At 39.4% G+C, this 25,549-nt stretch carries 17 protein-coding genes; all 17 read left to right on the top strand.

Annotation, left to right across the window (positions count from 1 at the left end; genetic code table 11):
• Nucleotides 1-56 precede the first annotated feature (56 nt).
• The 17 genes from fsa to J4Q03_RS04500 all read left to right on the top strand — a co-directional run bounded on the left by fsa (nucleotide 57) and on the right by J4Q03_RS04500 (nucleotide 25,548).
• A complete protein-coding gene (gene fsa / locus J4Q03_RS04580; RefSeq protein ID WP_426047028.1) occupies nucleotides 57-710 on the top strand; it encodes a fructose-6-phosphate aldolase in 654 nt (217 codons plus the stop codon).
• Between the two features lie 97 nt (nucleotides 711-807).
• The gene (gene galK / locus J4Q03_RS04575) at nucleotides 808-1,992 is read left to right on the top strand and encodes a galactokinase (protein ID WP_426047027.1); all 1,185 of its coding nucleotides are present in this window, start codon (nucleotides 808-810) and stop codon (nucleotides 1,990-1,992) included.
• Nucleotides 1,976-3,025 (top strand): UDP-glucose--hexose-1-phosphate uridylyltransferase, encoded by a 1,050-nt coding sequence (locus J4Q03_RS04570; RefSeq protein ID WP_426047026.1) that lies wholly within the window; start codon nucleotides 1,976-1,978, stop codon nucleotides 3,023-3,025. The genes galK and J4Q03_RS04570 overlap by 17 nt, the downstream gene beginning before the upstream one ends.
• Nucleotides 3,026-3,107: 82 nt before the next feature.
• A complete protein-coding gene (locus J4Q03_RS04565) occupies nucleotides 3,108-3,905 on the top strand; it encodes an HAD family hydrolase (protein ID WP_426047025.1) in 798 nt (265 codons plus the stop codon).
• Nucleotides 3,906-4,024: 119 nt separating this feature from the next.
• The gene (locus J4Q03_RS04560; protein WP_426047024.1) at nucleotides 4,025-4,492 is read left to right on the top strand and encodes a DinB family protein; all 468 of its coding nucleotides are present in this window, start codon (nucleotides 4,025-4,027) and stop codon (nucleotides 4,490-4,492) included.
• A 179-nt stretch (nucleotides 4,493-4,671) separates the two neighbouring features.
• Nucleotides 4,672-5,421: an SDR family oxidoreductase gene (locus J4Q03_RS04555; protein WP_426047023.1), complete on the top strand. Its 750-nt coding sequence runs from the start codon at nucleotides 4,672-4,674 to the stop codon at nucleotides 5,419-5,421.
• A gap of 48 nt (nucleotides 5,422-5,469) precedes the next feature.
• Nucleotides 5,470-6,387, top strand: coding sequence for a helix-turn-helix domain-containing protein (locus J4Q03_RS04550; protein WP_426047022.1), 918 nt, complete (start codon nucleotides 5,470-5,472; stop codon nucleotides 6,385-6,387).
• Between the two features lie 533 nt (nucleotides 6,388-6,920).
• On the top strand, nucleotides 6,921-8,507 hold the full coding sequence (locus tag J4Q03_RS04545; protein WP_426047021.1) for a histidine kinase: 1,587 nt from the start codon (nucleotides 6,921-6,923) through the stop codon (nucleotides 8,505-8,507).
• A gap of 112 nt (nucleotides 8,508-8,619) precedes the next feature.
• Entirely contained in the window at nucleotides 8,620-11,202 is a 2,583-nt protein-coding gene (locus J4Q03_RS04540) for a zinc-dependent metalloprotease (protein WP_426047020.1), read from the top strand.
• 6 nt (nucleotides 11,203-11,208) lie between these two features.
• Entirely contained in the window at nucleotides 11,209-14,538 is a 3,330-nt protein-coding gene (locus tag J4Q03_RS04535; RefSeq protein WP_426047019.1) for a SusC/RagA family TonB-linked outer membrane protein, read from the top strand.
• Between the two features lie 13 nt (nucleotides 14,539-14,551).
• Nucleotides 14,552-15,871: a RagB/SusD family nutrient uptake outer membrane protein gene (locus J4Q03_RS04530; protein ID WP_426047018.1), complete on the top strand. Its 1,320-nt coding sequence runs from the start codon at nucleotides 14,552-14,554 to the stop codon at nucleotides 15,869-15,871.
• Between the two features lie 74 nt (nucleotides 15,872-15,945).
• Nucleotides 15,946-16,710: a LytR/AlgR family response regulator transcription factor gene (locus J4Q03_RS04525; protein WP_426047017.1), complete on the top strand. Its 765-nt coding sequence runs from the start codon at nucleotides 15,946-15,948 to the stop codon at nucleotides 16,708-16,710.
• Between the two features lie 134 nt (nucleotides 16,711-16,844).
• Nucleotides 16,845-17,825, top strand: a complete 981-nt coding sequence (locus J4Q03_RS04520; protein ID WP_426047016.1) for a S41 family peptidase — start codon at nucleotides 16,845-16,847, stop codon at nucleotides 17,823-17,825.
• Nucleotides 17,826-17,933: 108 nt separating this feature from the next.
• Nucleotides 17,934-19,733 (top strand): serine hydrolase, encoded by a 1,800-nt coding sequence (locus J4Q03_RS04515; protein ID WP_426047015.1) that lies wholly within the window; start codon nucleotides 17,934-17,936, stop codon nucleotides 19,731-19,733.
• A gap of 360 nt (nucleotides 19,734-20,093) precedes the next feature.
• A complete protein-coding gene (locus tag J4Q03_RS04510; protein WP_426047014.1) occupies nucleotides 20,094-21,569 on the top strand; it encodes an ATP-binding protein in 1,476 nt (491 codons plus the stop codon).
• Between the two features lie 7 nt (nucleotides 21,570-21,576).
• Nucleotides 21,577-25,182, top strand: a complete 3,606-nt coding sequence (locus J4Q03_RS04505) for a response regulator (protein ID WP_426047013.1) — start codon at nucleotides 21,577-21,579, stop codon at nucleotides 25,180-25,182.
• Nucleotides 25,183-25,548 carry a response regulator gene (locus J4Q03_RS04500; RefSeq protein WP_426047012.1) on the top strand — a complete coding sequence of 122 codons (366 nt, stop codon included), beginning with the start codon at nucleotides 25,183-25,185 and terminating at the stop codon, nucleotides 25,546-25,548. It abuts the gene before it with no gap.
• The last annotated feature ends 1 nt before the right edge of the window (nucleotide 25,549 follow it).

The raw sequence follows: 25,549 nt of genomic DNA, 5'->3' as shown, positions 1-25,549 counted from the left end.
AGAAAAATCGTTTAATAAATGAATTTTGACACTTAAATAATTTAACACGATATTTTATGAAGTTTTTTATAGACACAGCCAATCTTGCTATGATCGAAGAAGCCAATGCTTTGGGTATTTTAGATGGCGTTACGACCAATCCTTCTCTTATGGCAAAAGAAGGGATTTCCGGAAAGGAGAATATTCTGAATCATTACCTTAAAATCTGCGATATTGTAGAGGGTGATGTAAGTGCCGAAGTAATCGGAATTACGTATGATGAAATGATCAAAGAAGGAGAGGAGCTGGCTGCACTGCATCCTCAGATCGTGGTAAAGGTTCCCATCATTAAAGACGGCATCAAGGCGATCAAATATTTTTCCCAAAAAGGAATCCGAACCAATTGTACTTTAATTTTTTCTGCCGGACAGGCTCTTCTGGCTGCAAAAGCAGGAGCAACCTATGTTTCTCCTTTTCTTGGCAGGCTGGATGATGTTTCTACAGACGGTTTAAATTTAATTGAAGAAATCAGAACCATTTATGATAATTTCGGATTTGGGACACAGATTTTAGCAGCTTCCGTAAGACACAGTATGCATATCATCAATTGCGCAAAAATAGGTGCAGATGTCGTTACCTGTCCGTTGCCTCCGATTTTGTCATTGCTGAAACATCCGTTAACAGACAGCGGTCTGGAGCAGTTTATCAAAGATTCACAAAAAATGAAATAATTATTTGCCGCATACGTTTGCGAAAATATTCCTGACAACAAACTAAATTAAATTTTAAGACTCAATTCATCAAAAAGCAAAACTGCAGTCATCTATAATGGAGAAACTTATCAATTACACAACAGAAGCATTCCGATTGGCCTTCCACTCAGAACCGGAACATATTTTTCTGGCTCCGGGAAGAATTAATATTATTGGTGAACATGTCGATTACAGCGATGGTTTTGTGCTTCCCGCGGCTATTGACAAGCATATTTGTTTTGCTGTAAAAAAAGCGGATGATCCGGAAACCTGTAGCTTTTTTGCTAAAGATTTCGACGATTCTTTTAGTTTTAATATCAACCAGAAGCAAACTCCGGTTTCACAGGTCTGGGTAAATTATTTACTGGGCGTATTTAATGCTGTTCAGGAAAGTGGAAAAAAAGTCGGTGGTTTAGAGATTGCTTTTAGCAGTACCATTCCGATGGGCTCCGGTTTATCGTCATCAGCGGCTTTAGAATGCGGATTTGCCTTTATTCTCAACCATATTTTTGATTTAAATCTGACAAAGAAAGATTTGGCACTCATTGGCCAGAAATCCGAACATACCTTTGTTGGTGTGAACTGTGGAATTATGGACCAGTTTGCCTCTGTTTTCGGTAAAGAACATCAGGTGATCATGCTGGACTGCAATTCTCTGGAACATCAGTATTTCGAAGCTAACCTGGACGATTACAGTCTGGTACTTTTCGACAGCTGCATAAAACATACGCATCTCACTTCCGGCTATAATGACAGGAGAAAAGATGTTGATAAAGGGAAAAAAATATTGTGGGAAAAGTTTCCCGAAATAGAGAAGTTCAGAGATTTCAGTTTTTCAATGCTGGATAAAGTGAGAGCCGAAATAGGAGAAACACCTTATAAAAGATGCCTTTATCTTTTAAAGGAGATCAAAAGGGTTGAAAAAGCCGCAAAAGCTTTGTCGGAAGGTGACGTAAAATATCTTGGGGAGCTTCTTACCGAAACACATTCCGGACTTTCTACTGAATTTGAAGTGAGTTGCGAAGAGCTTGATTTTATGGTAGCGGAAACTTTGAAGGAAAGAGATGTTGCAGGGGCAAGAATAATGGGTGGCGGCTTTGGAGGATGCAGCATCAATCTTATTAAAGATGAAAATGTAGATGAAGTCATTAAAAATATCAGTGCAAAATACAAGACGGATTTCGACATTGAAATGAAAGTGTATCGTGTAAAAATATCGGATGGAATCTATGAATACAAAAGAAATGAAATTATCATTTAATCAGAAAAAGCATCCTCACAGAAGATACAATCCTCTTTTGGATGAATGGATTCTGGTGTCTCCGCAAAGAGCCAACCGTCCCTGGCAAGGACAAACCGAAAAAGTTACCGAAGAAAAACTTCCGGCTCATGATCCCGATTGTTACTTATGCTCCGGAAATCTGAGAGTCAATGGTGAAAGGAATCCTGATTATAAAGGTGTTTATGTTTTTGATAATGATTTTGGTTCTCTGATGAAAGAAGATGTCGGATTTTCTGATGAGCAGCCGGATTTTTTTTTATTAAAACCTGAGCGCGGGATTAACAGGGTCATTTGTTTCTCGGAAAATCACAGCCTTACTTTACCGGAAATGGAAGTGAATGATATCAAAAAAATTGTAGACGTCTGGCAGCAGCAATATGAAGAACTGGGAGCTGAAGATTACATCAGTCATGTTCAGATTTTTGAAAATAAAGGCAGTGTGATGGGATGCAGCAATCCGCATCCGCACGGGCAGATATGGGCACAGTCTTCTATTCCGTCAACGGTTTTGAGAACGCAGGAAAATCTGAAAAAATATTTTGGAAAGAACGGAAGGTCACTTTTAGAAGACTACGTTAAAAAAGAATTAGAGCTTAAAGAAAGAATCGTTCTTGAAAATAAAGATTTTGTGGCTTTAGTTCCGTTTTGGGCGGTTTGGCCCTACGAAACGATGATTGTCAGCAAAAGAAAAGCTGAAAATGTTCTGCAGTTTTCTGATTCCGAAAAGTTTTCTTTAGCAGGAATAATGAAAGATTTAACCACAAAATATGACAATCTTTTTGAGATTTCTTTTCCCTATTCAGCAGGAATTCATCAGTCTCCAACGGATGGGAAACCACATCCTGAATGGCATTTCCATATGCATTTTTATCCGCCTTTGCTGCGAAGCGCCGAAGTGAAAAAATTTATGGTCGGCTACGAAATGCTGGCAGAACCGCAGCGCGACATCACCCCAGAACAGAGTGCAGAAATATTGCAGGGTATTTCAGTGGAGCATTATAAAAATGTATAAATAAAAGAGCTTAACTTTGCACTGTAAATTTAATTGAATTACAATCAAAGATTCCATTTGAATTTTGGTAAAGAATACTATTATGACAGATATTAAACTGATTGTCACAGATATGGATGGCACTTTTCTCAATTCCAATTATGAAGTAAGCCCCAAATTTTCTGCTGTTTTTAAAGAGCTGAAAAAAAGAAATATCCTGTTTGTGCCTGCAAGCGGAAGACAAATGCCGGGTATTACCCAATATTTTGAAGACATTAAGAATGATATCGGCTTTATTGCAGAAAATGGAGGATATGTTATTTACAAAAATAAAGAGCTTTTCGCTGATAAATTAGACCATCAGGTTATTGTTGATATCACAGCGGCTGTCCGGGAAATTCCGGGTGCCAGAGCGGTTTTGTCTGCAAAAAAGAAGGCTTATTATGAAAGTGAAGATCAGCAATTTGTTGATTATTTTACAAAATATTATACTGAAAATCAAAAAGTAAATGATCTGGGGGAAGAAGTAAATGATGATGCCTTTAAGATCGCAGTTTATCATTCTGAAGGTTCTGAAAAGAATCTTTATCCTTTCCTGAAAAAGTTCCGGGATAATAATCTGGAAGTGGTGGTATCAGGAAAATACTGGCTTGATATTATGAATAAAGATATCAATAAAGGGAATGCACTGGAAAAGCTGCAGAATCTTCTGAATATTTCGCCATCCCAAACTATGTCTTTCGGAGATTATATGAATGATATTACCATGCTGGAAAAATCGAAATATTCTTACGCAATGGAAAATGCCCATCCTTCCGTAAAGGTTGCCGCCAGCTTTTCTACTCTTTCAAATGACGATTTTGGAGTTTTAGAAACGATTAGTGAATATTTAAAAATCTGATTTCATTATTACACATAAAGTAGCAAACTGCAGAATAGTAATTACATCTGCTATCTTTCAGACTCAGGTTTTTAAAGGGAGATTCAATTAAAAGATTAATTTAGCTTTAAACTTTTTCCATGACCCGCAATCAACTGATCACCGATCATCTTAATGAAACCAGAAGACGCAGTATACTCTTATGGAATGGGCTTCCTGAGAACTTTTATGACTGGAAACCGGATTCTGATGCCACGACTGCTCTTCAGATGATAAGACATGTTCTGCAGGCTGACTATGGCTGGAATATGATCATCAATAAAGAAGATATGAGCAATTATCGTACACCCTGGGAAGACCGCCCCTACAGCAGTGTTGAAGATGAAATTGAATTTGCAGAACCTTACCGCCAGAATTTTTTACAAAGCGTAGAGAAATTCTCTGAAAAAGAACTCTCCGAAACCATCATTATTCATCCCGGAAACGGTACAAAAAAGCTTCTCGGCGACTATCTTCTGAGAATTGCGTACCATGAATCTGTACATGCAGGACAGTTTCTATATTATCTGAGAGCTATGGGAGTGCAAAGACCTTTTATCTGGGATTAAGCAAAAAACATAGCAGATAAGATTCACAAGGAACGGGTATTGACTTTCACAGTTCATGATAAAGTACGGTGTATTCTATAAAATAGGATGATCCTGCTTAGGCTACAAAATATTCCATTTCGGCTACATTTGGTCAAGAGCAATAGGTGATTTTTGTATTTCATTATAAAAATTGGAATATGAAAACAATTAAAGAAAAAATTGAAGGAAAAGTAGTGGTAATCACAGGAGCAAGCAGTGGAATTGGAGCCTGTATTGCATTAACGCTTGCCGGGCAGGGAGCCAAAGTGATGTTGGGTGCCCGAAGAAAAGATAAACTGGAAGAGCTTGCTGCTAAGATTAAAGAATCGAATAATCATGTAGAATACTCCATAACGGATGTTACCAAATCCAGGGACCTGGTCACATTGGTTCAAAAGGCAGCCGATGTTTTTGGCAGAGTGGACGTAATCATAAACAATGCGGGCGTCAGTCAGCTGAGCAGAATTGATGACTTAGATATTGAAGGTTGGGATGAGATGATTGATATCAACCTTAAAGGCGTACTGTATGGAATGGCAGCTGCAATTCCGATATTTAAACAACAAAAAACAGGTCATATCATCAATATCATTTCAACTTCGGGCATGAAAATAGTACCCATGCAGGGAGTTTATGCCGGTACAAAGAATGCAGTACGAACCATTGCAGAAGTTTTCCGTCAAGAGTCGAACGGAGAGATCCGCATCACAGGTATTTCTCCTGGCGTTGTAAAAACAGATTTTGCCGATGGCATTAAAAATGACCAGATGAAAAGCGTTATTAAAGACAATATGGAGAAACTGGCCATAAGCCCTGTTGCAATAGCCAATGCTGTAATATATGCAATGGAACAGCCTTCTGATGTAGAAATTGGTGATATTGTTATTCGTCCCAGCAGACAAAATTAATGCTGCCAAATGTATTCAACGATATAAATTGTAAATTTATATAACGAAATGAAACCAATAAGCTCAACAGTGCTGAATTTTAAAAACATATCCGAGCTGATGTATTACCTTCAGCAGCCGTCGCCATCGCATCCACTTATTGCATTGGTGAACTATGATGATGTGGCAGTAAAGCCTTTCAGTAGCCAACAGAAAATTGCGATTGATTTTTATAAAATCTCATTTAAAACAAGTTTTACCGGTCAGGTAAAATACGGTCAGGGGCATTATGATTTTCAAGGCGGTGGTTTAGCCTTCCTGAAACCACAACAGATAGTTATTTCTTCTGATGATGCAGGCGGATATGAAGGATATTCACTTTATTTTCATCCCGATTTTATCAGGAATTATCCATTGGCGAAAGTTATTAATCAATACGGATTCTTTTCTTATTCGGTTTCAGAAGCACTATTTCTTTCAGACAAGGAACAGAAGGTCATTGATGGTTTATTCGAAAGTATCGCATCAGAACTCAATAATAATATTGACCAGTATACCCAGGATGTATTGGTAAGCCAGATAGATCTGTTATTGAATTACAGTAACCGCTTTTACAATCGGCAGTTTATTACCCGAAAAGTGATAAATAATGAAATGATTGCGAAATTGGATAACCTGCTGGAAGACTATTTTAACAAAGAAACTGCATTAGCCCAAGGACTGCCAAGTGTCCAGTACCTATCGGAACAACTGAATGTTTCTCCTCGTTATCTTAGTGATATGCTCCGCTCAACGGCAGGTCAGAATACACAGCACTACATCCACGAAAAATTAATTTCAAAAGCAAAAGATCAATTATCAACTACGGATTTATCAGTAAGTGAAATTGCTTACGGACTGGGTTTTGAACATCCTCAATCGTTCAGTAAATTATTTAAAACAAAAACCGAACAGAGTCCACTGAAATTCCGTAAGTCTTTTGATTAGTTAACCTGAATTCAGGATAAGGATTAAATAAACGCAAGGATCAACAAAGCTTTAAAGCATTCGGTTGAAGATAAACAGAGCTGTTTCACTTATTGGTAAGCAATACAGGAAAATATATGGTCTTACCTTGCTGAATGAGATGCCCTTGTTTCCTTAATAACATACCCAAAAATCTACTTTGCTTGCCTTTGTGATTTAAGAATACAGTGGTGTTTCAGGTATTTTCTATCTCAAATTCAGATTAATTATTGAGGACATTATTTAAAAGTAAACCTTTCATAATCATTTCTTATATTTGCATTGCGAAACCAAAGCTGTCAAATAGTTCCGTTAGAATTCTAATGGAACTACTTTTTTATATTGCTGCTCGTACCCTATATTCTTAAAAGGAATCCGCAGTGAAATTGAGAGCTTCAAAAAAGACCATCAAATAAAATTTGTTTACTCGGATCAACAGCAGTCTTCGTTTAAAACAGAAACCAACAAATATTAATATGATTATTAAATCAATAGTATAAAAATAATCATAAGAATTGAATATTAATTTTAAGCACATAGTATCTCAGAAATCTATTTATATAGCAGTTCTGTCTACCTGTTTAATTGCCGCCGCCGCATTTGCCGTTCTGAGCGTTCTCATTACTCATGACAGCCGGAAAAATAATGAAGAATTTGCACGGAAAACTTTTTTTCGGAAATATGAAACCATAGAAAAAGAATTCAGGAACATAGAAGACTATCAGTACCTGCTTAGAGCTTTGATTCAGAAAGACGGTCTGAAAAACTATAAAGAATATTCCTCCGTTTTAAATGATCTTAATAGAAAACGGAACCTGCTGCCTTACAGCTGGTATTCCTATTATGACCATACTTCCGGGAAATTTGAGAGCAGCAGCCCTTTATCTTACCTCTTCAGAAAGAAAGAAAAAGAAGGGAAATATGTAAGGATAGAAAATAAGGGCTCCGGACATTTCAGCGATTTTCTCACTACCCGTAAAGACAGCATGTACTGGATAAGCTATGACTCTCTTATGCTCCCCAGTAAAGACCGGCTTTATTACGGCTCTGCGGTAAGCCTGGACGATCTTCACGAATATTTCATTAATCTAGATAAAACACCGAATAATTATGCCTATGTTTTCACCAAAGAAGGGATCTGCATTACGCATCCTGAAAAGAAATATTTAGGCAGAAATATTTTTGAGTTTACCAACATCAAACCAAAAGATACCTTAGCAGGTAACACAAAAGCAGGATATACAGAAGGAAATACGGTCTCCGAATATCTGAATGTAGATGTAACCCGCTTCATAAAGCCGTTAAAGACCGATAACTTTGATGGATATACAGTGGTAAACCATGTGAATTTCCTGATCGATGAAAGTGTTAACAAAACAAAGACCTACACCATCTACATCTTTCTGGCCGCTCTTTTTCTTATTGTGACTGTTTTTATACTGTTTCAAAGATCTACGGCTCTGGCGTACCGGGAAAAGGAAAAAATGCAGTCTGAAAAAAATTTCCTGTTGATTGAAAACGAGAAAATGCATAAAGCAGAAGCCCTGAACCAGCTTCAGCAGCTTAAAAATAACATCAATCCCCATTTCCTGTTCAACTCGCTGAATTCCCTTTATATGCTCATCGGGATCAATAAAGAGAATGCACAGAAATTTACCATGAACCTTTCCAGGATTTACCGATATCTTATTGTACCTCCAAGAGAAAATATAGTTCCTGTTGCCCAGGAAATCAGTTTTATTCAACAGTATATGGACCTTTTGAAAAGCAGGTTTGATGAGGAACTTACTTTTGATCTGATCATCAATGATTCCCAAAGTCTGGAAAAGCGGATTCCGTATTTATCCCTTCAGATGGTGGTGGAGAACGCTATTAAGCACAATATTGCTACCATAGATCATCCTTTAGACATAGTCATTACCGTGGAACATAATGGAATCAGTATTAAAAATACATGGCAGCCAAAGACAGAAGAAAATGTGCAGGGCGAGAAATTCGGAATTGATTATTTGAATCAGGTTTATGATTATTTTAAAAATAATTCTGTTAATATTTCAGTAGATGGTGAATATTTCATATGCTTTTTGCCCTTATTGGAATAAAAAATGAAATCCACTCACTCCCAAAAATACACCTCTCACTCCCTATTAATGTTGATATTATTTCTTTACCTATAGTTTTGCGGGCAGAAACTGGGAAATCTAATAATTTGGAATGAATAGGACTATTTTAATGAAGAACTACAGGCTGGCACTGTACTTAGGACTCGCTTTAGCCTCACCGGCAGCACTTGCACAGAAAAAAGACACCTTAAAAACAGATAAGGAAAAATCTGAGAAAACAGATTCTTCATCAAAGAAGACAAAGAAAATTGATGATCTGATCAAAAAAGGAACTTACAAAAAAGGCCTTCTTAATACCATTCAGGTAAAAACTGATGTATATTTCGAAATTCCTGACAGCCTGATGGGACGTCAGTTTCTGGTAGTCAATAAACTGTCACAGGTTCCTATGCAGGTAAACGAAGCCGGATTGAATAAAGGAATGAACTATGAAAACAAAGTCATTTCATTTCACCGCGATACAGTAGCCAGGAAGATTTGGGTGAAAACAGTGGTTCCACAGGTTTCATCACCTGAAAACGATGCCATTACAAGATCTGTTAAAGATAATTTTTCAGAATCTGTGATTGAGGTTTTTGATATTGAGGCCCAGAACAACGATTCTACCTCTGTAGCCATTAAGGTCAACAAAATTTTTGACGGGAATCAGAAAAGTTTCAACGATGTTCTGGCCAATGTAGGCCTTGGAGGATCCGTAAAATCAAACCTTTCCTACATAGAAAAAGTAAAAACCTTTCCCCAGAACCTTGTGGTGAAGTCTCAACTGACAACATCCGTCAATGAAGGAGGTGTGGATCTTCCGGTAACTCTTGGGGTAACTACCAATCTTGTTCTGCTTTCCAAAATACCGATGCAGCCAAGGACAGCCGATTCAAGAGTGGGGTTTTTCAGTGAAAAGCACTGGACATTCAACGACCGTCAGCAGAAAATGGATGAAAAGCAGCTCATTACCAGATGGCGGCTAGAACCCAGAGATGAAGATAAAGAAAGATACTTAAGAGGTGAGCTGGTAGAACCCAAAAAACCGATTGTTTATTATATAGACCCATCAACACCAAAACAATGGCGTGAAAAGATCATAGCGGGTGTCTATGACTGGCAGGCCGCTTTTGAAAAGGCAGGCTTTAAAAATGCCGTTATCGCCAAAATGCCTGATGAAAAAGATGAAGATTTTGATATTGATGATGTAAGATATTCTGTGATCACATATGCTGCCTCACCTAAGGCCAATGCGATGGGGCCGTCGGTAGTGGATCCGAGAAGTGGTGAAATCATTGAATCGGATATCATATGGTGGCATAATGTGATGACTTCTCTTCAGGAATGGATGAGAATTCAGACAGGACCAATAGACCCGAAAGCCAGAGGGAATAAGTTCAGTGATGAGCATATGGGTGAAGCGATCCGCTTTGTATCCTCCCATGAAGTAGGGCATACTTTCGGACTTAAACATAATATGGGAGCGTCCTTCGCATTTCCTGTAGAGTCACTTCGTTCAAAAGAATTCACTGATAAAATGGGTGGCACTGCGCCTTCCATTATGGATTATGCACGGTACAATTACGTTGCTCAGCCGGAAGATGGAGTTACAGCGATCACTCCAAAAATCGGAGTCTACGATAAATATGCTATTGAATGGGGCTACCGTTGGTATCCGGACGGGATATCCGAGAAAAAAGCACTCAGGAATTTAATAGAAAAGCATCAGGATGATCCCATGTACTTCTATGGAGAGCAGCAGAATTATCTGGAAACTATAGACCCACGCTCACAGTCTGAAGATCTGGGCGATGATGCCATGAAAGCCGGTGAATACGGGATCAAAAACTTAAAGACCGTTGTAAAGAATCTTTTGACATGGACTTATGAAGACGGAAAAAGCTATACAGATGCCGGAAAGCTCTATCTGGGAGCAATAGGGCAGTGGGATCTCTACACAGGTCATGTCATGGCCAATGTAGGAGGCATTTACCTGAACCAGACGGTTTTTGGGAGCAATAAAAAAGCCTATGAGGCAGTACCTGCTGAAACTCAGAAAAGAGCGGTAGATTATCTGATTAAAAATGCAATAGAACTTCCGGAATGGTTGTTTTTCAATCCGATTTCAGAGAAAACCTATCCGGTTAAAAATTCCCCGATGGGGCCATTCGAGCAGACTCCGTATACTTTAGCAAGAGGAATGCAGTACGGGAATATTTACTCCCTGTTGATGGATGACCGACTGCTCAGAATGATCGAAAATGAATTAAAACATGAAGTTTCCGGCTCAAAAGAAGAAATCTACACCGTAGAAAATTTATTCAACCAGGTTCGTGAAGCCATTTTCAGCAAAAAAGGGAGTTTAACTATCCTTGAAAAGATGACCCAGAAAAACTATGTAGATGCTTTAATTGTTTCCGTCAATAAATTATTTGAAAAAACAGCAGTCAAAGCTTTAAAAGTTGAAAATACACTGAACGTTCCGATGATCTGCAACTTCCATGAAGAAGATCACAGTCTCAGGAATATCAACTATTCATCCATGAAAAGAGTATCCGAAGTAACCACGTATAAAAGAGCGGAACTGCAAAAAGTACTGAATTTACTATATAAAACTAACAATAAAGGAGATGAAGCTTCCAGGGCTCATTATGCAGACTTGATCATCCGGATAAAAGAGGCTTTAAACAAATAATCAGCTATGAAAAAAACTCTAATACTTTTACCTCTTTTGGCGGCTCAGATTGCTTTGGCCCAGGAAAAGAAAACCATTACAGGAAAAATTGAAGACGAAAATACATCCGGTGTTATTGTAGGAGCGTCCGTAAAAATAGAAACACAGTCTGTTTCCACCAAAACCGACCTTGAAGGAATTATTGAAAGTGTATCCGTAGGTACGGTAACCGATAAAAGCGGAAAATTTATCCTTGAAATTCCGGCAGATACCAAATCTGTACTGATAAGCTATCCCGGTTATGAATCCCGGATCATTCAGATCAGTGAAGACAAGACTAACTATACGGTAAGACTGATTCCTGAAGTTTCGGACAAAAATAAAATTCAGGAAGTCATCATTACCGGATACCAGAAAATTGAAAAACGCAAACAGACCTCTGCCGTTTCAACGGTGAAGATGGATAATATCAGCCAGGCCGGTGTTGCCAGTGTGGATCAGATGATGGCAGGACAGATTGCCGGAGTGGTGGTGACCCCGGAAACAGGAGCTCCCGGCAGCCCTGCAAAAATCAGAATCAGGGGAACTGCCTCTCTTTCCGGTCCGCAGGATCCGCTATGGGTGATTGACGGTCTTCCGTTAGAAGGAAATGACGTTCCAAATTTCAGCGATAAAGATAATATTGACCAGCTTCAGAATTTTTCTATTGCAGGTCTTAATCCTAACGATATTGAAGATATTACCATCCTGAAAGATGCAGCGGCTACAGCTATTTATGGAGCCAGAGCTGCAAACGGAGTCATTTCCATTACGACGAAAAAAGGAAAGAAAGGAGCAATGAAGCTGAATTTCTCAGCAGATACTTTCGTAACGGCCCGTCCTGATTTCGACCGACTGAATCTGTTGAATGCCTCTGAAAAAGTTGATCTTGAATTAATGCTTGCCAGCCGTGCCGATCTTACGTATCGTGCCGACAAAGGAGAGGTTATGAGAATTTTAATGAAGAACAGCCAGCTTGATGCCTTCAGGAACGGAGGTCTGGGTGCACTGAATACCTTTACCCGTCAGCAGATCGACGGTTTAAGAAACAACAATACGGACTGGGGGAAACTGCTCTATAGAAATGCCATCAACAAGCAATATGGATTAAGCCTTTCAGGAGGCAGCGACCGGTCGGATTATTATTTCTCCCTGGGGTATTATGATGAAGAAGGAACAACGATAGGAACAGGCTTTAAACGCTATAACCTGACTTTAAAGAACAATTATAAAATAAGTGATAAGCTGAATGCAGGAATCTCTATTTTTGGAACACACAGTGAACGCGAATCGTTTGTGACAGATGCTGATGCTTCTATCAGCCCGATAAATTATTCAAGAAACGCCAATCCTTATCTTACGCCTTACAATGCAGACGGAAGCTACAGATATGATCAGGATATCGATGGTTTTGAGAACAGATATATCCCTTTCAATTTCCTGGAAGAAAGGAATAATACAAGCTATACGCTGAAAAACCTTTCATTAAAAGCCATATTCGATTTAGAATATAAAATAACAAAAGACCTGAAAATTACCTCGCAGCTGGGGATGCAGTACGACAGCAATAAAACTGAGAAATTTGCTGCCGGAAACACCTACTTTACGAGAAAGATGAAAGAAGGGACACGCTATTACAAAGATGGCGCATACCGTTACTTTCTCCCTGACGGAGGAGTGAAGCAAAATTGGGATAACGATTTTTTCCAATACAACTGGAAATTGCAGGCCGCCTACAGCACAAGGATCAATTCTGTACATGAAATCGATTTAATGGCCGGAACGGAGATCCGTAAAACCGACGATAATACTACCGTAACCAGAGCTTTCGGTTACGACAGTACGACCAGAAGAGCAACAGCGATCGTTTTCCCGACATCAAGTTTTGCAGCAGAAAGAAAATATGAAACCTACCGCGAAATGCCGCCAATTGAGAATGCATATGCTTCCATGTTTGCGACAGTTTCTTATACCTATGACCAGAAATATACTTTCTTTGGAAGTGTGAGATATGACGGGACCAATTTATTCGGAGTTAATAAAAAATATAAATACCTGCCGATATGGGCTGTTTCAGGGTCATGGTTAGTGACGAAGGAAAACTTCATGAAGGATCTTACGGCTGTTTCCAACCTTAGGCTGAGAGCTTCCTATGGTCTGCAGGGAAATATAGACCGTAACACGTCGCCGTTCTTTATCGGGGAATATTTTGATGCCACTATTCTTCCGGGAAATAAAGAGAATATTATTAATGTGATCAGTCCGCCCAATGATAAACTTCGTTGGGAAAAAACAACCAACATGAACCTTGGTCTTGACCTGGGAATGCTGAAAAACAGGATCAGCTTTACCGCAGATGTCTACAGCAGAAAAGGGACGGATATGATCAGTATGAAAGAAACGCCGCTCGAAACCGGGTTTGAATATACGATGATGAACTGGGGTAGCTTGACCAACAAAGGTTTCGAACTGGCGTTATCCACAAGAAATATCGATAAGGAAAATTTCAAATGGACCACTACCATCAATTTCGCACATAATAAAAGCAGAGTGCTCAGTGAGCAGCCACGCGACAATGCCCTGCTTCCTTCCAGGGAAGGACTTCCTGTAAATGCTGTTTTTGCTTTGAAAACAGCAGGAATGGACGAAAACGGAAACCCGATGTTCTGGAGAGGCAATGAAAAAGTAAAAGCTGAAGATTTCTTCAAGCTGTATGACGTGTACGCAGATTTTCTTCCGGGCCAGTTAGTAGATACCAAACTTTCCAATGCTGAACTGAGAGGCCTTTTCACCTATATAGGAGACAGAGACCCGAAGTTTACGGGAGGAATTATCAACACCTTCAAGGTGCGAAACTTTGACCTGACGATTTCTGCGGCTTTCAACCTGAAGCAGACCGTCATGCAGACTCCTTCTTACCGCGGAATGGATCTGGACAGAGGAAGAAACTATACCAAAGATATCTACCAGGCAGGAACTACACTTCCGGGAATCACGAGTCCCGATATGGAATCCAATCCGGGATGGATGGGCAATAAATGGTTTGCCGATAACCGCTCCAACGCCTACAGTCTTCTGGATGTATGGGCAAAAGAGATCAGCTATGTAAGGATCAGCAGCATCCGTTTAGGATATACGCTTCCGAAAGAATTTACCAATCCTATGGGCATTTCCAGCCTCAGATTAAGTGTGGAAGGGCGTAATCTCTTTGTGTTCAGCAATGGGTACAAAGGATATTTTGATCCCGAAACCTATGGTAATATTTATGCACAGCCTATTACCAAATCTGTTACCGTAGGATTTAATGTTTCTTTTTAAAACTTGAAAAAAAATGAGAAAAATAACAACATTCATTGCACTTGCCGTATTAAGTTTTTCCAGTATCGGGTGCGATCGTTTTTTAGATATACAGCCTGAAGGGAAAATTATTCCCATAACCGTTGAAGACTACCGTAAAGTACTTACATCAGCCTATTCAAAATATCCTGCTCATAAGTCTTTAACAGCTCTTCGTACTGATGAGGTGAGTATAGACGAAAACAGTACCGATTTTATTGCCTACCGTGAAATTGCCATGTGGAAAGATTCAAACACAGATCAGGCCACTACAGAATTTCCGTGGGTGAGCTTTTATTCCGTGAATTTTTATCTGAACCAGATCATCAATGAAGGAAGCAAAACAATGGCCGATTCTCCTGAAAAGAATCAGATTCTTGCTGAAGCCTACGCTCTTCGTGCCTACCTCTATTTTGATATGGTGAACTTATACGGAAAACCGTACAACAGTGCTACGGCATCTGCAGACAGAGGAGTTCCGATCAGTCTCGAAATCGATCTTGAGCAGGTATTGAAGCCTTCATCCGTACAGGAAGTCTATAACCAGATTCACACAGATATGGAAAAAGCGGAAGGACTGATGGTAGAGGAGAAGCAGCCGTCCGGAATCCATTACAGATTTTCAAAGGTTGCATTGAAGGCACTTCAGGCCAGAACAGCTCTTTATCAGGGCGACTGGAACAAGGCTTTGAACTATTCAGACCAGGTGCTTGCTCTAAAAGGAGATTTGAGCAATTTGAATACAGCTGCTACAGCACCCAATCATTATGCTTCTGTAGAATCTATCCTGGCTTTGGACAATGCAATGAACAGCTCCGTACAGAATTTATCCTTTGCCACTCCGGAACTGATCTCAAAATATAATAATACAACAGACAAAAGATTTGGGCTTTACTTTGAAAAGAGCGGAAGCAAATACAAGGTCATCAAAGGAGGAAGCTCAGATTTCAGAGTGTCTTTCAGAACGGCGGAAATGTATTTCATTAAATCTGAGGCATTATTGAAGCTGAACAGGCTGAGTGAGGCTAAAGAAACGCTGCTTAAAGTTTTAAAGAACAGATATAATCCTGAAGGATATGCAGCAGTTCAGACTACCATCAACCCAATGAACAGTACAGACTTCATGAATTATATTCTGGATGAGAGATTCATAGAATTTGCATTGGAAGGACAGCGCTGGTTCGATTTAAGACGTGCAGACCAGAAAAAAATCATTCATATCGTCAACGGTGCGGAGTATATTCTTCAGCAGAATGATGTGAGATATACGATAGAATTTCCAATGAGCGCCAAAAAGAACAACCCCCTTTTATAAAACATTCATATTAACACCCCTGAAACCGCTTGAACGTAATAGTTTTAGCGGTTTTTTTGTACTTTTGTAATGTTATGAAAATCGCCATTATAGAAGATGAATTACTGGCTGTTAATTATCTCAAAGATTTACTGGATAAACAAAGCATAGTTCCTGTTACAGAAACTGTGGTTCTCCGTTCAAAAAAACAGGCCATAGACTTCTTCGAAAACCATTCGGCAGATCTTATCTTTATGGATATCCATCTGGGAGACGGGATGAGTCTGGAGATTTTCGAGCAGGTGGAACTCTTTACACCCATTATTTTTATTACTGCATTTGATGAATATGCGATACGGGTTTTCAGGCATTTCACCATAGATTATCTTCTGAAACCTTTTGAAGAGAATGATCTGCATCAGGCGTTACAGAAATTCATTTCCATAAGATCCAATTTCGATCCTGTACCTGTCTTACAGTCTATTTCTACCTTACGTCAGGCAGAAAATCCCGGTAAGATGAATCATTTTATGGTGCGCGAAGGAAATAAACTGAAGTCAATAGATGAGCATAATACTGCTTACTTTTTTGCTTCGGGAAAATATCTTTTTCTCACAACAACCGACAACCGGACCTATATTTATGATGACACCATTAAAGACATCATCCACAAACTGAATCCGGAACTTTTTTTTAAAATCAACCGCAAGTTTATCATCAATAAAAATGCTATTGTTGAGATCATTAAACATTCCAGCCAGAAGGTGGAATTAAAGCTTGCTCCGGCTCCTGAAATCAATTCAGATGTATTTATCAGCAAAAGACAGATCACGGAATGTTTAAGCTGGCTGAAAAATTAAAGAACCTGCTGAAATATCGGCCTAACCAGCTTATTGATTTTTTTAACCTTTCGTAAAAGATTTATGATTGTTTTTCTTAGGTTAATCATTCATTTGTGAAAAAGTTTATCTTTACCATACCTCAATTGATAACAATGAAACGATTTTATTTTCTGATGACTGGTTTTCTGATCCTTATTCATATCAATGCCAATGCACAGAAGACCGATAGTGTCAGAAATTATGTAATCAGTGCTCTTGATCTTATGAAAGCTAAATCCGTCAATAAACATCGGATCAACTGGGATTCGCTGTATACGGATTCACGTAAAAATGCTGAAAATCTTTATACTGTCAGAGATACTTATCCGCTTATTAAAGATATTCTTGGAGCCCTGAAAGACGCGCATTCCAATTTCTTTCCCCCTGAAATGGTTCAGGCTTATACCCTTGGTTACAGAGCTACGGGTCAGGAATTTCCTGTTATTGAAGCGAGAATTGAAAATCAGATCGCCTATATTAAGCTTCCCGGAATTGCCTGTTATCATTTCGCAGAATGGGATGAGTTTGTCAATACCTTTTATCAGAAAATTGAAGAGCTGAATGCTCAGAAGCCCAAAGGCTGGATATTGGATCTCAGAGATAATGGCGGCGGTATGTTTTATCCGATGCTGGCAGCTCTGTCACCGATGCTGGATAAGCAGAATGCCATTGGAACAGTAGATGCAGACGGGGAATACTCGTTTTTTGAATATGACCAGGACGGAAACCTGTTTGAAGGTAAGCAGCTGGTTCATCATTTTAATGTTAAAAAAGTTCCTCAACGGATTAGAAAACCTATTGTAGTAATGGTCAGCAAGAAAACCTCCAGCTCAGGAGAATTCTGTACCGTTGCATTTGCCGGTCAAAAGAATACAACGGTAATCGGGCAGAATACAATGGGACTAACCTCGGGAAACCAGGAATACAAACTTTCTGACGGGGCATTTCTTGTTTTAACAACCGGAAATATAGTAGACCGCACCAAAAAAGAATATTCTAAAGTGGGTCAGGGGTTTTCTCCCCAGGTTCAGTTAAAAGACCTGTCGGATGCAGGGTATATAAATACAGCAACGACTATACTGTTAAAAAAATAATTATCGGACTATGTTAAGTTGTAGTCCATCAATCAATATCTGAAAGAGAAAATCAGGAACAGGCATTTTCCGCCTGTTCTTGTATAAAAACTAAATTTCAAAATAAAAATGAAAACCAAAACTCCTTTTTATACTGCGCTTATCATCGGAATGACCTATCTTCCAGTATCTGCACAGACAAAATCCCAATTGAACAGCGAGATTTCCAAAGTAGAGGCAGGGCTGATGCCCGCGGTCCGTTTCCAGGGCGACGCCCTCTGGACCTTAGAGTCCAGAATGAAACATTATAATATTCCCGGCGTCAGTATTGCGGTTATTAAAAATTCCAAAGTGATCTGGAGCAAAGCTTATGGTTTTGCAGATGTAGAATCCAAAGTTCCGGTGAATACGCAAACGCTGTTTCAGGCAGCATCTATGAGTAAACCGGTAAGTGTGTATGCCGCACTGGCTGAAGTTGAAGCCGGGAAAATAAATCCGGATGCTGACGTGAATATCTACATGAAATCCTGGAAAATTCCTGAAAATGAATTTACAAAACAAAAAAAGGTAAGTTTCAAAAATATAGCCAGTCACACTGCTGGATTTACAGTGAGCGGTTTCCCAGGATACGAACCCGATAAGCCTGTTCCTACGCTGGTTCAGCTTCTGAATGGCCAAAGCCCCTCCAATACTCCGGCTATTTTTGTGGATAAAGCTCCCGGAACACCTTTTCGCTATTCAGGTGGCGGGTACTGCGTCATGCAGCAAATGCTGATGGATATAGAAGGGAAGGACTTTACCACTGTTATGAACGAAAAAGTACTGATACCTCTGAACATGAAGAACAGTACCTTTTCCCAGCCTCTGTCTGAAGCCCAGGCCCAATTGGCGGCTACGGCCTATAACCAGGAAGGTGTAAAGGTTGCCGGAAAACACCATATCTATCCTGAACAGGCACCTGCCGGTTTATGGACCACCGCTGAAGATCTGTCTAAATTTATAATTGATATCCAAAATACCCTTAGCGGTAAAAGCAGTACCATTATTTCACAAAAAACAGCTGAAGAATTTACAACCCCTTTTATTGATCCGTTTATGGGATTGGGAGTCTTTCTGGAAAACAGGGAAGGACACATCTATTTCAATCACGGAGGTTGGAACGAAGGCTTTTCAAGCAGATTTATAGCCAATAAAACAAGCGGTGACGGGATTGTAATTTTAACCAATACCAACAAGCCTGAATTTGTAGAGGAGCTTGCCCGTTCGGTTGCAGAAGTTTATCACTGGCCTGAATTTAATTCTCCGGTTAACAAAATTTCACCACTGAATAATGAAGATTTCAATTCTGTCGGGCGTTATGGAAATGATACCTACGGTTTTTTCAAAATCTATCGTGAAAAAGGAAAGCTGATGACTATCAACAATACAGAAGCTCCTATGGAACTTGTAAAAACAGGAAAAGATACTTACGCAGTCCGGGAATGGGATTTTAAGCTTAAACTGGTGAAAAATACCCAGACAGGAAAGTCAGAACTGCTGCAGATTCTCCGCAATGGGAAAATCAGACAGGGTGCGAAGTTAAGTGATAATGAAAAAATGCCTTTGGAAATGATTCTTGAAGGAAATTTTGATGAAGGGTTGGAAGCCTACAGGAAAGCAAGAATCAAAGAAGAGAATCATCATCTTCTTTCCGAAAATTATCTGAACGATGTAGGCTATTCATTACTCAACAAAAAAGATTTCACAAAAGCCATTGATGTTTTCCGTTTAAATACAGCCTTATATTCCGGAAGTTCAAATGCTTATGACAGCCTTGGAGAAGCCTATATGAAGGCCGGACAAAAAGACAAAGCAAAAGAAACCTATCAAAAATTACTGAAGATAAATCCTGCTAATGAAAATGCCAAAAACGTCTTAAAAACATTATAAAAACAAACTGCTTTCATTTTTTGAAGGCAGTTTTTAATGAGCCGTATTTTATAATTGATGGGCGGGCGGGGACTTTTCCATTGGCAGATATCACAGATTTATTGCGGGGATGGTTAGAATTTTCACCATCGTAGATTTTTTTGGATAAATATCTTGTTCACTGCCTGTTATCTGAAAATATTGATGTTTTTTGTGGGTGTAAGGAAATATTTATAAATATTCTTTTTAAAAATTAATTTATAAGTGTATATGTGTGGTATGTAGGCATAAAATGATTAAAAAATCAATGTTTTTCGAAATTTTGTGAGTATTTTTGGCAGTATTTAAAAGCAAAAATAAACCAAAGTACTGATTCATCTTATGATCTTAATTGTTGATGATAACCAAAGCAATCTCTATTCACTGAAAAAACTGCTGGAATCTAAAGATTTCCAGGTAGATACAGCCAATTCCGGAGAAGAAGCATTAGGTAAAGCCATAAAAAATAACTATGCACTTATTATTCTGGATGTGCAGATGCCGGGCATGGATGGCTTTGAAGTGGCCGAAACATTGGCAGACTACAGCAAAACAAAAGAAGTTCCCATTATATTTTTATCCGCAGTTAATACCGAAAAGAAATTCATAACCCGCGGATATGCTTCAGGAGGAAAGGACTATGTGACAAAACCTGTAGATCCTGAAATTCTGCTGCTTAAAGTTAAAACTTTCTACAATCTTCAGGAGCAGAACCTTGCCATGAAAAAGACCCAGCAGAGCCTGGAGCTCGAGGTCAAAGGCAGACGTGAATCGCAGGTGACCATGAAATCCCAGATTGATCACTTTCAGCTTATGCTGGAATCCCTGCCGCAGATTGCATTCACACTCAATGAAGATGGAAATATAGAATTTGTCAACTGTAAATGGTACGAATACTCAGATACCGAGGTGGATTTTCCCGAAGTTCATCCCGATGACCTTAATATCAGAGAAGAATTTGAGCGCTGCCGCAGAAAGAATCAGGCACTCGAACTAGAGGCCAGAATAAAAAAAGTGGATTCCGGAGAATACAGATATCATCTCTTGCGGATAACCCCCGTAAACGACGGAAATGTGGTGAAAAACTGGGTAGGTACCTTTACCGATATTGATGATCAGAAAAAAGTTGAAAAAGAAAAAGATGAATTCCTGAGCATCGCCAGCCATGAGCTGAAAACACCTTTGACCAGTATAAAAGCTTATGTTCAGCTGCTGGACCGTAAATTAAAACTCGATAAACAAAGTGCTGAAGCAGGTTTTATGAGCAAGGTTCAGGATCAGATCGAAAAACTGAATAACCTGATTACTGATCTGCTGGATGTTTCGAAAATAGAAAATGGAAAGCTTAAAATCAACAAAAAACCAACCAGCCTTGAAAACATCATAAGCAATGCTGTTGAAACCATTATCCAGACTCATGACGAAAATAAAGTCAAAATAAAACGGCATGGTATAAATCCGGATATCCTGATTCCGCTGGATGAAGTACGCATAGAGCAGGTTCTTATTAACTTTCTTACCAATGCCATCAAATACTCTCCTCAGAATAACCAGATTATAGTCACTACGTTTGTAGACGAAGAAAAGCAGGAAGTAAAAGTAAGTGTCACCGATTTCGGAATAGGAATTCCGGACTTTAAGCAGGACGCTGTCTTCCATAAATTTTACCGTGTAGAGGAATCCTCGCTGCAGTTTCAGGGAATGGGTATAGGATTGTTTATCTGCTCAGAAATCATCAAACAGCACCACGGAACCATAGGAGTATCCAGTAAAGTAGAAGAAGGTTCTACTTTCTATTTCACGTTACCTTTAAACTAAATTTCTCATGCCGAAAAAAATAATCAGAAATCTTCAGTTTGGGGTCGGATTATCTTTACTGATCCTTATTGCAAGTTCAGTTGCCTCTTATCTGAGCATTCAAAGACAGATGGATCATCGTGAAAGTCTTTCACAAAGCAGGAGATCAATAACGGCCGTAAAAGACGTTCTTGTTGCATTACTGGATGCAGAAACAGGAAGCAGAGGGTACCAGCTTACCGGAAAAGAAAGTTTCCTGGAGCCTTACAACCGCAGTTTAAGTGAATATTCTAAAGCGATAGAACGGGCAAAATCTTTACATATTTCAGATCAGAAACAGTTGAATCGTTTACATGATCTGGAAAAAAATGTTAACAGTAATATTGATAATTTAAAGCAGTTTGTCCAGAACAGACGGAATGGTGTTATCATGACCCAGCAGCAGATCCTGCTGAGCAAAAGCTATATGGATAAATGCCGCCAGATCGTCCGCGATTTTGTACAGTACGAAGAGAACCAGCTTGAAATTAAAAATAAAGATCTCAACCGCTCATCCGGTACAACGGTTATGTTTATTGTTGTTTCGGCAATAGCTGCGGTAATTGTTACTATATTTTTTTATTTTAAGCTTAGGGCAGATCTGATCCGGAGAGACAAACTGGAAAAAGAATTAAGATCCAAAGATCTCGAAATAAGCAGACGTGTAAGTGCTGTTCAGCAGATAGCGAACAGGGTTGCCAATGGAGACTACAGCCAGAAAGCAGTAGATCATTCGCAGGATGACCTTGGTGATCTTGTAGATTCCCTGAACCATATGACCGATTCCCTGAAAAAATCTTTCGAGAAGATCAATAAAAGTGACTGGCGCCAGAAAGGCCTTGCTTTGCTCAATGAATCGCTGGTAGGTAATAAATCCGTAAAAGAAGTCTCTGAGGCATCTTTAAACCAGCTTGTAGAATATAGTAAATGCCTCAATGGTGCTTTATACCTGTTTGATGAAGGGATCCTTAAGCTTAGTACAGCTTTCGGTCTGGAAAGTACCATGAAAAAAACTTTCGAGCCGGGAGAAGGAATGGTTGGACAGGCTTTTGCCAATGAAAAGATGCAGGTTTACAACAACCTTAATGAAGACAATTTTGCCGTAAGCTTTGCCAGCAGCAGGATAAAAATTAACAGCATACTGTTATTTCCGGTTCACGCGGACGGCCACTGTATCGGGATACTGGAATTAGGTTCAACATCAGATTTTGATGAAGAAAAAATTAATTATTTTGCCGAATGCAGCCGTAATATCGGAATTGCCTTAAATGCAGCCAAAGGCCGCGAAAAAGAACAGCAGCTCCTGGAAGAAACCCAGGCGCAGTCGGAAGAATTACAGGTACAACATGCCGAGCTGGAAAACCTGAATACCGAGCTGGAAGCCCAGACCCAGAAACTTCAGGCATCCGAAGAAGAGCTGAAAGTACAGCAGGAAGAACTGATGCAGGCCAATGCCGAACTGGAAGAACGTTCAAGAATGCTCGAAGAAAAGAACCACCTGATTGCAGAAAGAAACAGCGAAATCCAGAAAAAAGTAGAAGAACTGGCTTTAAGCACCAAGTATAAATCCGAATTTTTAGCCAATATGTCCCACGAGCTGAGGACCCCGCTGAATTCAATTCTTCTTCTCTCAAGATTAATGGGCGAAAACCCAGATGAAAACCTAAATGAAGATCAGATAGAATCGGCAAAAGTTATTCAGAGTTCCGGAACCAGTCTTCTCACCCTTATTGATGAGATTTTAGACTTGGCTAAAATAGAATCAGGGAAAATGTCACTGGAATATCAGGATGTTGCGATTGATGATGTGGTGAAAGATCTGAAAAGCCTCTTTAATCCGGTTGTTCAGGAAAAGAAACTCGAATTTGATATTCAGATCGAGAGTGATGTTGAAAATACAATTGAGACCGACAGGCTAAGAGTAGACCAGGTGCTGCGTAACCTTTTGTCAAATGCTTTGAAATTTACATCAGAAGGAAGCATTGCGCTGAACATAGCAAAGGATCCTAAAAATAAAAACTTTATTGTTTTCACTGTAAAAGATACCGGAATAGGAATTCCGGAAGAAAAGCAGGCCATTATTTTTGAAGCATTCCAGCAGGCAGACGGTTCAACACGCCGTAGATTTGGCGGGACCGGATTGGGACTGTCCATAAGCCGTGAAATTGCCAGACTGCTTGGAGGAGAACTCACCCTGAAAAGTAAGGTAAATGAAGGCAGCGAGTTCAGCCTGATTATTCCTGTAAAAGCTGTAGCTGAAGTAGCTCCGACTGAAACAGACCAGCATTTGGTGGATATCATCCGTGAAGATGTTGAAGAAATCCAGAATATTTTGGAAGATACTGAATCCCAGCAAACCTTACCTATAGAGATATTGCCGATTCCGGAAGCCATAGACGATGACCGGGATGCAATAACTGCACAGGATAAGGTGATTTTGATTGTTGAAGATGATATTCATTTTGCCAAAGCTTTACTCAAATACGCCCGGATGAACCAGTACAAAGGAGTAGTGGTGGTAAGAGGGGATTATGCGTTATCCGCAGCCGTTCAGTATCATCCGCAGGCTATTTTACTTGATGTTCAGCTACCGGTGAAAGACGGCTGGCAGGTGATGGATGAGCTTAAATCCAATGCTGTCACCAGGCATATTCCGGTACATATAATGTCCGTATTGCAGCTTGAAAAAGAAAGTCTCATGAAAGGAGCCATTGATTTTATAAATAAGCCGATGGCCCTCGATAAAATGACCGATGTTTTCAGGAAAATTGAAGAAGCCCTTCTGAAATCTCCGCAAAAGGTCTTAATTGTAGAAAACAATGCTAAACATGCCAGTGCGCTGGCTTACTTCCTGAGTAATTTCAATATTTCCTTATCAGTGGAAAATAATGTTGAAGATAGCGTGAAAGCCCTGACATCATCCCATGTAGACTGCGTTATCCTGGAAGCTTCAAAAGGGAATGAATATCAGATTATTGAATCTATCAAAAGCTATGAAGGCCTGGAAAACCTGCCCATCATTATTTTTACAGAACACAGTCTGTCCAAATCCGAAGAACTTAAAATCAAGCAATATGCAGATTCCATCGTCGTAAAAACTGCTCATTCTTACGAAAGGATTTTAGACGAAGTAGGTTTATTCCTGCATTTGGTGGAAGAAAAAAATAACTCTGTTGAAACGGCAAGGAACAAAGTTTTAGGATCACTGACTGAAGTATTAAGCGGCAAAAAAATTCTGATTACCGATGATGATGTCCGTAACATTTTCTCTCTGACCAAGGCTTTGGAAAAATATAAAGTTGAGGTCGTTGTTGCCATGGATGGAAAACATGCCCTGCAGCAGATCAAAGAACATAAAGATATAGACGTTATTTTAATGGATATGATGATGCCTGAAATGGACGGCTATGAAACCATAAAAGAGATCAGAAAAATGCCTGCTCTTACACGGCTTCCTATTATTGCCATTACAGCAAAATCTATGATCGGAGACCGTGAAAAATGTATTGAGGCAGGAGCCTCAGATTATATCTCGAAACCTGTGGATATTGACCAGTTATTGTCCTTACTGCGTGTCTGGCTATATGAAAGTTAAATGATGAAAAAGAAAATTTTAATTGTGGACGATGATCCACGCAATATATTTGCACTCAAACTCACCCTGAAATCCCGTGGATATCAGATTGAAAGCTGTATCAGTGCGCAGGCAGCTATTCAGGTTTTAAAAGAAAACGGAATAGATATTGTCCTTATGGATATGATGATGCCTGAAATGGACGGTTATGAAGCGATAAAGATGATCAGAAATACACCGGCTATCAGCCAGATTCCTGTAATTGCCGTTACAGCGCAGGCAATGCCGGAAGACCGTCAGAAATGTCTTGATGCCGGAGCCCAGGATTACGTATCAAAACCGATAGATGTAGATCAGCTGATTGCAGCCATAGAAAAGCTTCCATAAA

Source organism: Chryseobacterium sp. NFX27 (genome assembly GCF_049887855.1).
GTDB lineage: Bacteria > Bacteroidota > Bacteroidia > Flavobacteriales > Weeksellaceae > Chryseobacterium.
The sequence above is the reverse complement of the archived record's forward strand: the minus strand, read 5'-3'. Positions and strand labels throughout refer to the sequence as shown.